This window comes from Rhizobium sp. R693 (assembly GCF_002211315.1).
Classification (GTDB): Bacteria; Pseudomonadota; Alphaproteobacteria; order Rhizobiales; family Rhizobiaceae; genus Rhizobium.
The window spans coordinates 1-13,833 of the sequence record NZ_LOKY01000034.1 but is presented as its reverse complement, the minus strand read 5'-3'; the positions used below and the strand labels follow the sequence as shown (position 1 = coordinate 13,833).

General features: G+C 60.0%; 16 protein-coding genes, 1 pseudogene and 2 riboswitches. Of the genes and pseudogenes, 7 read left to right on the top strand and 10 right to left on the bottom strand.

All coding sequences use genetic code 11. From position 1 onward, the window contains the following. Nucleotides 1-148 precede the first annotated feature (148 nt). The 5 genes from ATY79_RS20790 to ATY79_RS20770 all read right to left on the bottom strand — a co-directional run bounded on the left by ATY79_RS20790 (nt 149) and on the right by ATY79_RS20770 (nt 5,504). Nucleotides 149-394 (bottom strand): DUF982 domain-containing protein, encoded by a 246-nt coding sequence (locus ATY79_RS20790; RefSeq protein WP_189637235.1) that lies wholly within the window; start codon nt 392-394, stop codon nt 149-151. 95 nt (nt 395-489) lie between these two features. Further along, nucleotides 490-3,354, bottom strand: coding sequence for an aminomethyl-transferring glycine dehydrogenase (gene gcvP / locus ATY79_RS20785; RefSeq protein ID WP_088694213.1), 2,865 nt, complete (start codon nt 3,352-3,354; stop codon nt 490-492). Then, complete coding sequence (gene gcvH, locus ATY79_RS20780; RefSeq protein WP_088694212.1) at nt 3,354-3,716, bottom strand: glycine cleavage system protein GcvH; 363 nt, start codon at nt 3,714-3,716, stop codon at nt 3,354-3,356. The genes gcvP and gcvH overlap by 1 nt, the downstream gene beginning before the upstream one ends. 24 nt (nt 3,717-3,740) lie before the next feature. Beyond that, complete coding sequence (gcvT, locus tag ATY79_RS20775) at nt 3,741-4,877, bottom strand: glycine cleavage system aminomethyltransferase GcvT (RefSeq protein WP_088704940.1); 1,137 nt, start codon at nt 4,875-4,877, stop codon at nt 3,741-3,743. A gap of 74 nt (nt 4,878-4,951) precedes the next feature. Next, nucleotides 4,952-5,032: riboswitch (glycine riboswitch) on the bottom strand. Between the two features lie 3 nt (nt 5,033-5,035). Beyond that, nucleotides 5,036-5,123: riboswitch (glycine riboswitch) on the bottom strand. Nucleotides 5,124-5,234: 111 nt separating this feature from the next. Beyond that, nucleotides 5,235-5,504, bottom strand: a complete 270-nt coding sequence (locus ATY79_RS20770; RefSeq protein ID WP_088694211.1) for a hypothetical protein — start codon at nt 5,502-5,504, stop codon at nt 5,235-5,237. Nucleotides 5,505-5,623: 119 nt separating this feature from the next. On the opposite strand from ATY79_RS20770, the gene crcB reads away from it, so the two are divergent. The 7 genes from crcB to ATY79_RS20735 all read left to right on the top strand — a co-directional run bounded on the left by crcB (nt 5,624) and on the right by ATY79_RS20735 (nt 11,136). Continuing rightward, complete coding sequence (crcB, locus tag ATY79_RS20765; protein WP_088694210.1) at nt 5,624-6,001, top strand: fluoride efflux transporter CrcB; 378 nt, start codon at nt 5,624-5,626, stop codon at nt 5,999-6,001. Between the two features lie 90 nt (nt 6,002-6,091). Beyond that, nucleotides 6,092-7,087, top strand: coding sequence for an RluA family pseudouridine synthase (locus tag ATY79_RS20760; protein WP_088694209.1), 996 nt, complete (start codon nt 6,092-6,094; stop codon nt 7,085-7,087). Further along, nucleotides 7,084-7,737: an HAD-IA family hydrolase gene (locus ATY79_RS20755; RefSeq protein WP_088704773.1), complete on the top strand. Its 654-nt coding sequence runs from the start codon at nt 7,084-7,086 to the stop codon at nt 7,735-7,737. The genes ATY79_RS20760 and ATY79_RS20755 overlap by 4 nt, the downstream gene beginning before the upstream one ends. 8 nt (nt 7,738-7,745) lie before the next feature. Beyond that, a complete protein-coding gene (locus tag ATY79_RS20750) occupies nt 7,746-8,531 on the top strand; it encodes an ATP12 family chaperone protein (RefSeq protein WP_088704772.1) in 786 nt (261 codons plus the stop codon). A 71-nt stretch (nt 8,532-8,602) separates the two neighbouring features. Further along, nucleotides 8,603-9,058 (top strand): hypothetical protein, encoded by a 456-nt coding sequence (locus ATY79_RS20745; protein ID WP_088694206.1) that lies wholly within the window; start codon nt 8,603-8,605, stop codon nt 9,056-9,058. A 32-nt stretch (nt 9,059-9,090) separates the two neighbouring features. After that, complete coding sequence (locus ATY79_RS20740) at nt 9,091-10,623, top strand: acyl-CoA carboxylase subunit beta (protein WP_088704771.1); 1,533 nt, start codon at nt 9,091-9,093, stop codon at nt 10,621-10,623. A 126-nt stretch (nt 10,624-10,749) separates the two neighbouring features. After that, nucleotides 10,750-11,136, top strand: a complete 387-nt coding sequence (locus ATY79_RS20735) for a DoxX family protein (RefSeq protein WP_088694204.1) — start codon at nt 10,750-10,752, stop codon at nt 11,134-11,136. A 43-nt stretch (nt 11,137-11,179) separates the two neighbouring features. Here ATY79_RS20735 and ATY79_RS20730 read toward each other — a convergent pair whose 3' ends face one another. The 5 genes and pseudogenes from ATY79_RS20730 to ATY79_RS30630 all read right to left on the bottom strand — a co-directional run. Next, nucleotides 11,180-11,494 (bottom strand): multidrug efflux SMR transporter, encoded by a 315-nt coding sequence (locus ATY79_RS20730; protein ID WP_088704939.1) that lies wholly within the window; start codon nt 11,492-11,494, stop codon nt 11,180-11,182. 127 nt (nt 11,495-11,621) lie between these two features. Further along, nucleotides 11,622-12,455, bottom strand: coding sequence for an S-formylglutathione hydrolase (gene fghA / locus ATY79_RS20725; RefSeq protein ID WP_088704770.1), 834 nt, complete (start codon nt 12,453-12,455; stop codon nt 11,622-11,624). Beyond that, nucleotides 12,452-12,919 carry a YaiI/YqxD family protein gene (locus tag ATY79_RS20720; protein WP_088694202.1) on the bottom strand — a complete coding sequence of 156 codons (468 nt, stop codon included), beginning with the start codon at nt 12,917-12,919 and terminating at the stop codon, nt 12,452-12,454. Before ATY79_RS20720 ends, fghA begins: the two co-directional genes overlap by 4 nt. A 102-nt stretch (nt 12,920-13,021) precedes the next feature. Next, nucleotides 13,022-13,600 (bottom strand): S-(hydroxymethyl)glutathione synthase, encoded by a 579-nt coding sequence (gene gfa / locus ATY79_RS20715; RefSeq protein WP_088704938.1) that lies wholly within the window; start codon nt 13,598-13,600, stop codon nt 13,022-13,024. A 104-nt stretch (nt 13,601-13,704) separates the two neighbouring features. Then, a pseudogene (locus ATY79_RS30630) lies at nt 13,705-13,833 on the bottom strand (S-(hydroxymethyl)glutathione dehydrogenase); the annotation flags it as partial.

The following is a 13,833-nucleotide window of genomic DNA, read 5'->3' as shown; positions in this document are numbered from 1 at the left end:
GCGACGATCTTCACGCGATTGCTGACACTGTCACGCGCCAATCAATAAGACGGGTCGAGGTCAAAAAACAGATCACGCGCGCGCTCGCCACGGGGCATGGCGAACGAATCCTCAGGCTGGGGGAGGCTGCGCTGGTGCGGCGACTTAGTCAGCTCTTGATGTCGATGCCTGCTTCGACGGCCGCTTCGATGAAGGCACGTCGCGCATCCTCGTTGGTGCGCTTGCCCTTGATGACGTTGGCGCAGACCAGGAGTGCCTTGTCGAGTGCCGCACCGTCTTCGGTCGGCCAGTCCTCGATCATCGCCCAGGAGGCTGCCTGCGTGGTTGCGATGGTCACGTATTTTCCGGGCTCTTCAAGAGCGAGCAGAACCGGCTTCGGCCACGGAGCCTGCATCACAGAATCGCTGTCGTCCTTTGGCATCCGCGCCTACCTCATTTCCGGTGTATGTGGGAAACGGCCCTCCCTGAAAAGGGAAGGCCGTTCGGATGTTACTCCGCAGCTTCGGCGTAACTCTCAACCGGCGGGCAGGTGCACACCAGGTTGCGGTCGCCGAAGACGTTGTCGACGCGGTTGACCGGCGACCAGTACTTGTCGACGCGGAAGGCGCCGGGCGGGAAGCAGGCCTGTTCGCGGGAATAGGGACGATCCCATTCGCCGACGAGGTCTTCGACCGTGTGCGGGGCGTTCTTCAGCGGATTGTTCGCCTTGTCGGAACGGCCTTCCTCAATGTCGCGCGCTTCCTGGCGGATCGCCAGCATCGCCTCGCAGAAGCGGTCGAGCTCGGCCTTGGTTTCCGATTCCGTCGGCTCGATCATCAGCGTGCCTGCGACAGGCCAGCTCATGGTCGGCGCGTGGAAGCCGCAGTCGATCAGACGCTTGGCGACGTCGTCGACGGTGACGCCCGCGCTGTCGACCAGCGGGCGAGTGTCGATGATACATTCGTGCGCCACGCGGCCGGCCTCGGACTTGTAGAGCACGTCATAGGCGCCCTTCAGGCGGGCGGCGATGTAGTTGGCGTTAAGGATCGCAACCTTCGTCGCTTGCGTCAGGCCTTCGCCGCCCATCATCAGGCAGTAGCTCCAGGAGATAGGCAGGATAGAAGCCGAGCCGAAAGCGGCCGCCGAAACGGCGCCAGAACGGCCGTCGGTTTCCGGGTGGCCGGGGAGGTATGGCGCCAGATGCGACTTGACGCCGATCGGGCCCATACCGGGACCGCCGCCGCCGTGCGGGATGCAGAAGGTCTTGTGCAGGTTGAGGTGGGAGACGTCGGAGCCGATGTCACCGGGGCGAGACAAGCCGACCATGGCGTTCATGTTGGCACCGTCGAGATAGACCTGGCCGCCCTTGCTGTGCACGAGGTCGCAGATTTCCTTGACGGTTTCCTCGAAGACGCCGTGCGTCGAGGGGTAGGTGATCATGCAGCAGGAGAGGCTTTCCGCATACTGCTCCGCCTTGGCGCGGAAATCATCCATGTCGATATCGCCGTTTTCGCAAACCTTGACCACGACGACCTTCATGCCGGCCATCTGTGCTGAGGCAGGGTTGGTGCCGTGCGCGGAAGTCGGGATGAGGCAGACATCGCGGTGACCGTTGCCATTGGCGATATGATAGTCGCGGATCGTCAGCAGGCCGGCATATTCGCCCTGCGCACCGGAATTCGGCTGCATGGAGAAGGCATCATAGCCAGTTACGGCGCAGAGCTTCTCTGTCAGGTCATCGATCATCTCGCGATAGCCGAGCGCCTGGTCGGCTGGAACGTATGGATGAATATCCGAGAACTCAGGCCATGTGATCGGCAGCATTTCCGCTGTCGCGTTCAGCTTCATCGTGCAGGAGCCGAGTGGGATCATCGCGCGGTCAAGCGCCAGATCGCGGTCGGACAGCCGGCGGATGTAGCGGGTCATCTCGCTTTCGGCGCGGTTCATGTGGAAGATTGGATGCGTCAGGTACTCGCTGGTACGGGCGAGGCCCTTCGGCAGACGATAGCTCGGCTCGAACTCGGCGACGGCGAAGTTGCCGCCGAAGGCGCGCCAGACGGCTTCCAGTGTCGCCGGGCGCGTACGCTCGTCGAGGCTCATGCCGATCTTAGTGGCGCCGACCTTGCGCAGGTTGACGCCCTCGGCGACTGCCGCGCGCAGGATAACGCCCTGCATGTGGCCGACATCGACGGTAATGGTGTCGAAGAAGGTTTCGGGCTCGATGGTATAGCCGAGCTTTTCCAGGCCCTTGGCCATCAGCACGGCCTTCTGGTGAACCTGCTGTGCGATCGCCTTGATGCCCTTCGGGCCATGGAAGACGGCGTACATCGAAGCCATGACGGCAAGCAGCACCTGCGCGGTGCAGATGTTCGACGTCGCCTTTTCGCGGCGGATATGCTGTTCGCGGGTCTGCAGCGACAGGCGATAGGCGCGGTTGCCGCGGGCATCGACGGAAACGCCGACGAGACGGCCGGGCATGGAGCGCTTATGCGCGTCCTTGACGGACATGTAGGCCGCATGCGGGCCGCCGTAGCCGACGGGAACGCCGAAGCGCTGCGACGAGCCGATGGCAATGTCGGCGCCCATCTCGCCGGGCGACTTCAGCAGCGTCAGAGCCAGAATGTCAGCAGCGACGATGGCGATGGCGCCGGTCTGGTGCAGGCGTGAAATCAGGCCGGTGAAATCATGCACATGGCCGTGCGTGCCCGGATACTGGAAGATCGCGCCAAAGACATCGACCGGATCGAGATCGGTGAAGGGGTTGCCGACGATGACACTCCAGCCGAGCGGTTCCGCGCGGGTCTTGATCAACTCGATCGTCTGTGGATGGCAGGCAGCATCAACGAAGAAGGCCTTCGACTTCGACTTCGAGACGCGCTCGGCCATGGCCATGCCTTCGGCAGCGGCAGTCGCTTCGTCGAGCAGCGAGGCGTTGGCGACGTCGAGACCGGTCAGGTCGCAGATCATCGTCTGGTAGTTCAGGAGCGCCTCGAGGCGACCCTGGCTGATTTCGGGCTGGTAGGGCGTGTAGGCCGTGTACCAGGCCGGGTTTTCCAGGATCGTGCGCTGGATAACAGGCGGCGTAATCGTGCCGTAGTAGCCCTGACCGATCAGCGAGACGAGAACCTTGTTCTTGTTGGCGGTCTCACGCAGCTTGTCGAGCGCCTCGCGCTCCGTCATCGGCGCGCCCCAGACGAGCGGTGCCTTCTGGCGGATGGAGGGCGGGACGGTCGCGTCGATCAGGTTGTCGAGGCTGCCGTAGCCGATCACCTTCAGCATATCCGTCATTTCGGCCGGCGACGGGCCGATGTGGCGACGGTTGGCGAAGTCGTAGGGCTGGTAGTCGGTAAACTGGAATTCGGTCGGCGTCGTCATTACGCAGTGAGCTCCTTGTAGGCCGCCTCGTCGAGCAGGCCATCGACGTCAGCGGCATTTGCAAGCTTCAGCTTGAAGAACCAGCCGGCGCCCTGAGGATCGGAATTGACCAACGATGGATCGGCGACGATAGCGGGGTTCACTTCGGTGATTTCGCCGTCCAGCGGACAATAGACGTCGGAAGCGGCCTTCACGGATTCGACGGTCGCGGCATTGCCATTCTTGGAGAAGGTGGCTCCGACTTCCGGCAATTCGACGAAGACGAGGTCGCCGAGCTGTTCAACGGCGTAGGTGGTAATCCCGACCGTCGCAACGCCGCCTTCAATCTTCAGCCACTCGTGTTCTTCGGTAAACTTCAGCATGATTGTTCTCTCCGGAAAAATGTTTCAGCGTTTGTAGGTTGGCGTAATAAAGGGGAGGGTACTGACGGTGACGGGCAGGAACTTACCGCGCACTTCAGCGTAGATCTGTGTGCCAACGGCTGCCTGGGCGACCGTGACATAGCCCATTGCGACGGGGTGTTCGACGGATGGGCCGAAGCCGCCCGAAGTCACTTCGCCGATCTCGGTCTTGCCCTCGGAATCCGCAAAAAGCTTGGAATGGCCGCGAACCGGGGCCTTGCCTTCGGGCTTCAAGCCGACGCGGCGGCGGGCTGCACCCCTTTCAAGTTCGGTTAGGATGCGGTCTGCGCCGGGGAAACCGCCGGCACGGGCGCCGCCGCTCTTGCGGGCCTTCTGCATGCCCCATTCGAGCGCTGCTTCCACAGGAGTCGTGGTGGTGTCGATGTCGTTGCCGTAGAGGCAAAGGCCGGCTTCGAGGCGCAGGCTGTCACGCGCGCCAAGGCCAATCGGCTCGACATCCGGATGCTCAAGCAACCGCCTAGCGACATCCTCGGCTTTGTCCGCCGGAATCGAGATTTCGAAACCGTCCTCGCCGCTGTAGCCGGAGCGCGAGACAAGACAGGAAACGTCGTGCAGTCGGCAATGGCGAACGTCCATGAACTTCATCGCGGCGACATCGGCCCAGAGTTCGGCAAGCACTTCAACGGCGCGCGGTCCCTGCAGCGCAATGAGTGCGCGGTCGAGCAGCGTGATATCGCAGGTATCACCAAGATGCTTTTGAAGGTGAGCAAGGTCGGCCTCCTTGCAGGCGGCGTTGACGACAACGAACAGGTGATCGTCGAGATGGGTGATCATCAGGTCATCAAGGATGCCGCCATTCTCGTCGGTGAAGAAACCGTAGCGTTGGCGACCTTCCGCGAGGCCGAGAATATCCACCGGAACGAGGCTTTCGAGCGCAAGGGCCGCGTCTTCGTACTTGCCCGACTTCGCCTTGATGACGACTTGGCCCATATGGGACACGTCGAATAGACCGGCAGACGTACGGGTCTGGATGTGCTCCTTCATCACACCGGCCGGATATTGCACGGGCATGTCATAGCCTGCAAAGGGAACCATGCGGGCGCCAAGCGACAGATGCAGCGCGTGAAGCGAAGTTTTCTTGAGGGCAGCAGTATCGTCCAACGACGCCTCCGGGGTTTGCGCCTGGATTTCCATGCGCGGGCTCAAATCTTCAGGCGCAGTTGCGCCTTGCATTTCGAGCCCCCTCTGTCCCTTCGCCTGAGATTGTTATCCCTTCGGCGAGCGTTTCGAGAACGCTTCTCTCCAGAGTTCCGTCTGCCCCTTGCTGGTCCTTTGGCCTGAGAGTTTCCGGGGCGGTTGCTCCTTCGGCACTGATCGCAGATGACCAGCTTCTCCCAACAAGGTCGAGGGCAATTATCTGGCCATGGCTATACTTGGCAAGGGGGAATGTCGCCGCCAAACAAATTTTTGTCGCGCTTTTAAGGATCGGCGGCTACGGAGATGGGAGGCGGGCGATGCTCAGCTGTCGCTGTAGAGCTCCAAAGCCTGTTTTAATCCAGCCTGCGGCTGCTTTTGCCCCATTGTCATGAGATCCAACGCCACTTCGGTCGATTGAATGATGTTGGACGGTTCCTCGACATCTTGGCCGCTGGCCGCCCTGGTCTGGCGGTCGGCAGCGCGGCGAGCTTCCTTGGCTGCCGTGCTTGCAGACACGCGCTGCGGAATCCGGAGCGTTTCAAACGCCGCGGCTGCGGTGCTCGCGGCTATGGTGCCTACCAAGACTGTCATACGCCAACACTAAGGCGCCCCACGTTCTTAACTGGCTAAATTAACCGCTGGCATTTTATGCATCTTGATCTTCTCCGGAGATAATCGGAATTTCCGGCACGGAAAAACAGAGACGACTCATGATTCAGGCCATACTTGTCGCCGTCGGCGGCGCGATCGGTTCCGTCCTTAGATACTACGTCGGCCGTTGGGCTCTCAGGCTCGCAGGCCCGGCCTTTCCGTGGGGAACCTTGACCGTCAATGTTGTCGGCTGCTTCGTCATTGGCGTATTCGCGGAAATGATCATCAGACGCTTCGACGCATCGCCGGAATTGCGCTTGCTGCTGATCACCGGCTTCCTCGGCGGTCTGACGACCTTCTCCTCATTCTCGCTCGATACAATTACGCTCTTTGAGCGTGGCGCGGCGCTATCCGGCGCCCTCTACATCGTCGCGAGCGTCGGCCTGTCGATGGCCGGTGTGATCGGGGGACTGGCACTTATGCGCGCGATCTTGTGAGATTACGGTTTCCGTTTTCAGCGAAAATGCTCTAAAGCCAGCCGCAAAGTCCGCGCGGCGCGCGGAAGACCATTTTCCGAAAGATGACGTATGGCGGGTATCGAACACATAAAGGTGGAGCCGGATGAGGCGGGCATGCGGCTCGATCGCTGGTTCAAGGTGCACTTCCCGGGTCTCGGTTTCGGCCCACTTCAGAAGCTTCTCCGATCCGGGCAGGTCCGCGTTGACGGCGGGCGTGTGAAGAGTGACACCCGGGTGCAGCCTGGACAGATGGTGCGCGTACCGCCGCTTGATGTTGACGCTAAAGCGAAGACCGGACCCATCGCTGGCCGCGATCTGAAGCACTCCGGCGATTTCGAACTGTTGTCGCGGATGGTGCTGCACGAAGACGACAAGGTCATCATCCTCAACAAGCCCGCGGGCCTTGCGGTGCAGGGCGGCTCGGGCGTGACGCGTCACATCGACAAGATGCTTGAAGCCTGGACCAGTCCGAAGGGCGAGAAGCCACGTCTGGTGCACCGTCTGGACCGAGACACATCGGGTGTGCTCGTCGTGGCACGGACCCGCGGCGCTGCACAAAAACTCACAGCCGCCTTTCGTGAGCGCGATACCAAGAAGACCTACTGGTCGCTGGTTAAGGGCGTCCCGCGCAAGCACGAGGACAAGATCTCCACCTGGCTTGTCAAGGAAGCAACGCCGGACGGCGACCGCATGCGGATCGCCAAGCACGGGGAGGAGGGTGCCGACCACGCCGTTTCGTACTACCGTGTCATTGAGACGGCGGCGCAGCGCCTCGCCTGGCTCGAAATGGAGCCCTATACCGGCCGTACGCATCAGCTTCGCGTCCATGCCCTTCATATTGGTCACCCGATCATTGGCGACCCCAAGTATTTCGACGATGATCCTAACTGGGATTTTCCCGGCGGCGTTCAAAAGCGACTGCACCTGCACGCACGCCATATCGATATCCCGCATCCATCCGGCGGACGGCTGCGCATAACGGCACCGCTGCCTCCGCATATGGTCCAGACCTGGAACCTGTTGGGATTTGATGAAAACTCCGCCGACGGAGCCGACCACGAATGAAACTGGCACTTTTCGATTGCGACGGAACGCTGGTGGACAGCGCCGCGCTGATCCACGAGGTGATGGCGAGGACGTTCGCGCATTTCGGCTATGACAGACCCGATGTCTCGCTGACGAAGTCGATCATCGGACTGACGCTGGATATCGCGATTACGCGGATGCGCGGAAAGCCACATGTCGACGATGAAGCGATCGCGATGACGGCCCACTACAGGGCGATCTATACCGGTGTCCGCGACGAACCTGAAATGGACGTGCCGCTCTTTAACGGCATCAAGCCGCTGGTCGATGAATTGGCGCGAAACGATGACATTCTGGTCGGCGCGGTAACCGGCAAATCGCGTCGCGGTCTTATCCATGTTCTCGAAAAACATGGTCTTGCACCACATTTTGTCGTTTCACGCACCGCAGACGACTGCCCATCGAAGCCGCATCCAGCTATGGTAATGGAGTGCTGCAGCGAGACCGGCATGAAGCCCGCCGATGCCATTGTCATCGGCGATGCCGTCTACGATATGCAGATGGCGAAAGCCGCCGGCGCGAAAGCCGTGGGTGTGAGTTGGGGCTATGCCAGCGTGGACGACCTGGTGACTGCGGGTGCCGATAGCATTGTTCGCCACCCGAGCGATATTCTGAAGCACTTTTCCTGAGGTGACGCATGCGTGATCTGTTGAACGACCTAACAGAAGGATTGAGTCATCCGGATCCAATCCGTCGCGCCCAGATCCAGATGAAGAAGCCTTTGCCGAAACGCTTCTACAAGACGGTCACCATCAGGGAGCTCGACGAGGGTTTTTCTATCGAACTGGACGGCAAGGCAATCCGAACGCCGGCCCGCAACCTGCTTGTTGTCGCGACGAAAGCCGTTGCGGAACTTCTCATGCGGGAGTGGGAGGCGCAGGCCGAACTCATCGACCCCGCGACAATGCCGGCGACACGGCTCGTCAATACGGCGATCGATGGTGTTGCAACCGACACGCAGGCAGTCTTTGAAGACATTCTACGTTTCTCCTCGAGCGATCTTCTCTGCTATCGCGCCGATGCACCGCAGGAGCTCGTCGAGCGTCAGAGGGAACTTTGGGATCCGGTGCTCGACTGGGCCGCCAATTCGCTCGGCGCGCGCTTCATTCTGATCGAAGGCGTGATGCATCACGATCAGCCACCGGAAGCCATTGCGGCATTTTCGGCGGCATTGAGGCCGCACGACAACGCTACGGTCCTCGCCGCCCTGCATACCATCACGACATTGACAGGCTCGGCGCTGCTGGCGCTTGCCTTTGCCGAACGCGTGCTATCGGCCAAGGAAGTTTGGTCGCTCGCCCATCTCGACGAAGACTGGACGATCGAGCATTGGGGAAGCGATGAAGAAGCGGAGGAGCGCCGAGAAAAGCGTTTCGAAGATTTCAAGGCCGCTACTGACGTTTTTTTGGCCCTGAAGGCCTGAAACATATTGCGTTGATGCCGGTTATCGCGAAAATCTGCGACTCTGTTGGGGGCGGATGCGGATTTTCTTGAATGAACTGGCTCAAGTCGTGCATTTTTCCGGTTGTTTTTACCTGCATCGTCTTGGCGTCATGCTCGCTCTACACGAAGGAGCAACCGGCTCCTGTCTATGACGTGCGAAGCGCCGTTGTTGTCAGCCCGCAGAAGATACCGCCGGCAATCCTTGCCGGTGTTGGCGATCGGGTAAATTCCGCGATCAACGCCACGGTGCGGACTGACGTTTACCCACGCGTCGTGCTGACGATACGGATCCTTTCCGTCGAAAAGGGCCAGGGTATCGAAAAGAGCCGGAATGTCGCGAAGGTCAGCATCGATGCCGCTTCGGTCGAAGACGGATCGGTCATTGCCGTTAGCTCGTTCGAGGTCACAAGCTTCTCCAACAGTCCCACGGCTGCCGACGAAATCCTTGCCGAAGACATCGCCGCCCGCATTCGTTCCGCTTTCTCGCTAAGCGCCGGACGCGCTTGAACCGGCCGCGATATCCGCGGCGAGGAGTATCTATGAAGGAAATTCTTGAAGAACTCGAACGTCGCCGGGGAATTGCAAGGCTCGGTGGCGGCAAGGCGCGTATCGACGCGCAGCACCAGCGCGGCAAGCTGACGGCACGTGAGCGCATCGATCTTTTCCTGGACGAGGACTCCTTCGAGGAGTTCGACATGTTCGTCGAACATCGATCGAGCGACTTCGGCATGGACAAGACGCGGATTGCCGGCGACGGCGTGGTCACCGGCTGGGGAACCGTGAATGGACGAACGGTCTTCGTCTTCGCCAAGGACTTCACGGTGTTCGGCGGTTCGCTCTCTGAGGCACATGCCGAGAAGATCATGAAGGTGCAGGATATGGCGCTCAAGAACAGGGCGCCGATCATCGGCATTTATGATGCGGGCGGCGCCCGTATCCAGGAAGGCGTTGCCGCGCTTGGTGGCTACGCCGAGGTGTTTCAGCGCAATGTGCTCGCCTCCGGCGTCATTCCACAGATCTCCGTCATCATGGGACCGTGCGCTGGCGGCGACGTCTATTCACCGGCAATGACTGATTTCATCTTCATGGTCCGCGACACGTCCTACATGTTCGTGACCGGCCCGGATGTGGTGAAGACAGTCACCAACGAGACGGTCACCGCCGAAGAACTCGGCGGCGCCTCGGTGCATACGACCAAATCCTCGATTGCCGACGGCGCCTACGACAATGATGTCGAGGCGTTGCTGCAGGTTCGCAGACTGATTGACCTCCTGCCGCAGTCGAACACTTCGCCAGTTCCGGAAATCGAATGTTACCAGTCGGTGACAGATATCGATGCATCGCTAGATACGCTGGTGCCTGCAAATGCGAATAAGCCATACGACATCAAGGAATTGATCCTTAAGACAGTGGATGAGGGGGATTTCTTCGAGATCCAGGCGAGCTTCGCCAAGAACATCGTCTGCGGCTTCGGTCGAATCGAGGGCTCGACCGTCGGTTTCGTGGCAAACCAGCCAATGGTGCTCGCCGGCGTACTCGATAGCGATGCGTCGCGAAAGGCGGCACGGTTCGTCCGCTTCTGCGACTGCTTCAGCATTCCGATCGTTACGTTCGTGGACGTGCCCGGCTTCCTGCCGGGAACCGCCCAGGAGTATGGCGGACTGATCAAGCACGGTGCGAAGCTGTTATTTGCCTACGCCGAGGCGACGGTGCCGAAGCTCACCGTGATTACGCGCAAGGCATTCGGCGGCGCATATGACGTCATGGCGTCCAAGCATCTGAGGGGCGATTTGAATTATGCCTGGCCGACGGCCCAGATCGCGGTCATGGGCGCCAAGGGTGCAGTCGAGATCATCTTCCGGAAGGACGTTGCCGCTCCCGAAAAGATCGCTGCGCACACAAAGATGTATGAGGACCGGTTCCTTTCACCATTCGTGGCCGCCGAGCGAGGCTACGTGGATGAAGTGATCATGCCGCACTCTACGCGCAGGCGGCTGGCACGCGGCCTCAAGATGCTTCGCAACAAAGACCTGAGCAATCCCTGGAAGAAGCACGACAATATTCCGCTTTGAGGAGATTAGTTTGGGGAAAGCTGAGGAAAATCAAGAAGAAGTGATCGCCCGTCAGCGATCCGTGTCTTCTTTCCTTTTGGCGAAGCAGCTAACGCTCCGCTGTCTTTACTCAAAAGGAGAGTTTACATGGAACGACTGAGCGCATATCAGCCCTACGCGCTTGCCGCCCTGCGGGTCATTGCAGCGCTGCTGTTTATCGAACACGGGACGATGAAGCTTTTCGCGTTCCCGGCCGCGCAGATGGAGGGGCCCTTGCCGCCCTTGCTGCTGGTCGCCGCTTTGCTCGAAGTGGTCGGTGGCCTTCTCGTGCTGATCGGCCTGTTTACACGACCAGTCGCCTTCATCCTCTCGGGCCAGATGGCCGTCGCCTACTTCATGGCGCACGGATCAAAGGCATTTTGGCCGGCACTGAACGGTGGCGAAGCGGCAATTCTGTTCAGCTTCATTTTCCTGTTCATCTTCTTCGCCGGACCTGGCGCACTGTCGATCGACCAGCGCAAGGCGACCGCCTAATAGACACAGTGCCGTGGTCGGCTTTGCCGGCCACGGCTGCGGCTCACGCAGTAGCCTTCAAGCCGGCGATCCCGGCGACAATCATTGAAATGCAGAGCAGACGTGGGGCAGTGGCGGCGTCACCGAGCAGCCAGATGCCGAGCAACACGGTGCCAACACTGCCGATACCGGTCCAAACCGCGTAGGCCGTCCCGATCGGCAGCGTCTTGACGGCGATGCCCAGCAGCAGAACGCTGATGACCATGGAAACGGCGGTCAAAGCCGTTGGTATCGCGCGCGTAAAGCCATCGGTGTATTTCAAACCGATCGCCCAGCCGCATTCGAAAAGTCCGGCACGAACAAGCAGGAGCCATGTCATCGAAATCTCCATCCTGAGAGCGAGAACGTTCCAACGCACCAGGCGCAAATCAGATGCCCAGGACTTCGAAACGGTTCAACTCAGGTAGGAAACGTCATAGCGCAGCTACCACCCGTTTCTTGCGGCCTTAAACAAGTCGCTCGGCGTGCCACCTCAGGTGATCATCCATGAAGGTTGAGATGAAGTAGTAGGAATGGTCATAACGCTCATGTATGCGCAGCGTGACCTTGATATCAGTATCTTTCACAGCGTCTTCGAACAGCCAGGGACGCAGCCCGTTCTCCAGGAAACCATCGGCCTTCCCCTGGTCGATCAGGAACTCAGGAAAACGTGCGCCGTCACTTACCAAGGCACAGGCATCGTATTTGCGCCACGCAGCGCGGTCGGGGCCCAAGTACTTCTCAAACGCCGGTGCCGACCAGTCCGCGGTGGAGGGCTCCACGATCGGCGCAAAGGCCGAGCAGCTCCTGAAACGGTCCGGGTTCCTGAGCGCGGTGGTCATGGCGCCATGACCACCCATCGAGTGACCAAAGATGCCCTGGCGAGTCATATCCATGCGGAAATGTTGGCTGACATAGGCCGGAAGCTCTTCGGTGATGTAGGTGTACATCTGGTAATTTTCCGACCAAGGCTCTTCGGTCGCATCAAGATAGAAGCCGGCGCCCTTGCCCATCTGCCAGTTGGTGAGTTCATCCGGTACGTCATTACCGCGCGGGCTTGTGTCCGGGCAGACGATAATCAGGCCGAGCTCGGCAGCCATACGCCGATACTCTCCCTTTTCCATGACGTTCGCATGCGTGCAGGTTAAGCCTGAGAGATACCAGACAACCGGGCAGGGCTCCTTGATTGCTTTTGGCGGAACGAAAACAGCAAAAGTCATATCGCACTTGCAGGCGTCGGATTCGTGCGTGAAAACGCCCTGCATGCCGCCGAAGGCGGTTGTCTGTGAAATGATGTTCATTCTCTTTCGTCCATTCTTGGAGTAAGCGCCTTGGCCCGGCGGCACAGGCGATCGAAGGTTTCGAGAAAGCGGGAGCGATCCTTCGGGCCGAAGGCTGCATTGTAGCCCTTGCTTTCGCCGGTCTGTCTCAGGTGAGCGCCGAGATCGCGCATCGCGCTCGCCATGCCGATATTGGTATCATCGAAGACCCGACCAGTCGGACCGCTGACAAGTGCACCCGTCGCCACGCAACGGACCGCGAGGGGGACATCGGCGGTGACGACCACGTCACCGACACTGGCATGCTCGGCAATCCAGTTATCGGCAGCATCGAACGAGGCCGAGACGATGACATTGTACACCATCGGATCGCGGGAAGGACGCAAGCCCGAATTCGCCACGAAAGTCACTTCCATGCCGTGGCGCTCGGCGACCTTGAGGATTTCCGGCTTCACGGGGCAGGCGTCTGCATCGACATAAATCATGAATTTCAATCTGCTTTGATGGAAACGCTACGCGGCCCTGAGGGCGCGTAGCGGCGGTTCGTTCGGGTCTCATAGTCCGACGGCTGTAATGCGTTCAAGATGTCAGGCCTCTTTCAGCGTGCCTGCCTTCTTCGCCACCCAGGTTGCGATGACATCCATCAGCGTCGGGTTCAGGCAATCATAGGGCGTGAGACCAAGTTCGTTCAGGCGACCGCGGACGCCTTCCATCGCCGAAGGCGGGGTGCCCGATTCGATGATCGACGACACGAAGGCCGCAAATGTTGGTTCCGGCCACCCACCTTCCTGAAAGCGCTCCGGATGGATGAAGTCGAGCCCTTTGAATGCATGTTCGCGCTCCACCGGCCCGTACATGTGAACGCCGCAGGCCTTGCAGGCGTGGCGCCGGATCAGTGCATCCGGATCGACGACCTGGAGCTTGTCGCCATTCTCCAGCACCGCGACGTTTTCGTGCGGGGTCACGGCGACGATTGAAAAAGCCGCTCCGTTTGGCTTCCAGCATTTCGTGCAGCCGCAGGCGTGATTGTGAGCGATGGCGCCCTTGATCGCGACTTTCACCGGACGGTCAGCGCAGGCACAGACGAGCGTGCCGCCGTTGAAACTGGTTTGGCCTTTCTTCACCCCGCCGTCGAGGGCGGGGTGTATCGATACTTGACTTGGCATGTTCAGCTCCTCCTCCTCAGCTGCCCACGGCTCCCAAATCAGGATCAATTTGCGAAAAAGCCGCAGGCCATTTCAAAGTCGCGCCGCATTCCGTCGTCTTTTCCTCAATACAGTACCACGCTTCTGATGCTTTCGCCGGAATGCATGAGTTCGAAGCCCTTGTTGATGTCTTCGAGGGCCAGGGTGTGGGTGATCATCGGATCGATCTCGATCTTGCCCTGCATGTACCAGTC

Bases quoted from the DNA above. Each gene is read 5' to 3' on its own strand.
- ATY79_RS20790 (WP_189637235.1), bottom strand. From the start codon at position 394: ATGCAGGCTCCGTGGCCGAAGCCGGTTCTGCTCGCTCTTGAAGAGCCC.
- gcvP (WP_088694213.1), bottom strand. From the start codon at position 3,354: ATGACGACGCCGACCGAATTCCAGTTTACCGACTACCAGCCCTACGAC.
- gcvH (WP_088694212.1), bottom strand. From the start codon at position 3,716: ATGCTGAAGTTTACCGAAGAACACGAGTGGCTGAAGATTGAAGGCGGC.
- ATY79_RS20770 (WP_088694211.1), bottom strand. From the start codon at position 5,504: ATGACAGTCTTGGTAGGCACCATAGCCGCGAGCACCGCAGCCGCGGCG.
- crcB (WP_088694210.1), top strand. From the start codon at position 5,624: ATGATTCAGGCCATACTTGTCGCCGTCGGCGGCGCGATCGGTTCCGTC.
- ATY79_RS20760 (WP_088694209.1), top strand. From the start codon at position 6,092: ATGGCGGGTATCGAACACATAAAGGTGGAGCCGGATGAGGCGGGCATG.
- ATY79_RS20755 (WP_088704773.1), top strand. From the start codon at position 7,084: ATGAAACTGGCACTTTTCGATTGCGACGGAACGCTGGTGGACAGCGCC.
- ATY79_RS20750 (WP_088704772.1), top strand. From the start codon at position 7,746: ATGCGTGATCTGTTGAACGACCTAACAGAAGGATTGAGTCATCCGGAT.
- ATY79_RS20745 (WP_088694206.1), top strand. From the start codon at position 8,603: ATGAACTGGCTCAAGTCGTGCATTTTTCCGGTTGTTTTTACCTGCATC.
- ATY79_RS20740 (WP_088704771.1), top strand. From the start codon at position 9,091: ATGAAGGAAATTCTTGAAGAACTCGAACGTCGCCGGGGAATTGCAAGG.
- ATY79_RS20735 (WP_088694204.1), top strand. From the start codon at position 10,750: ATGGAACGACTGAGCGCATATCAGCCCTACGCGCTTGCCGCCCTGCGG.
- ATY79_RS20730 (WP_088704939.1), bottom strand. From the start codon at position 11,494: ATGACATGGCTCCTGCTTGTTCGTGCCGGACTTTTCGAATGCGGCTGG.
- fghA (WP_088704770.1), bottom strand. From the start codon at position 12,455: ATGAACATCATTTCACAGACAACCGCCTTCGGCGGCATGCAGGGCGTT.
- ATY79_RS20720 (WP_088694202.1), bottom strand. From the start codon at position 12,919: ATGATTTATGTCGATGCAGACGCCTGCCCCGTGAAGCCGGAAATCCTC.
- gfa (WP_088704938.1), bottom strand. From the start codon at position 13,600: ATGCCAAGTCAAGTATCGATACACCCCGCCCTCGACGGCGGGGTGAAG.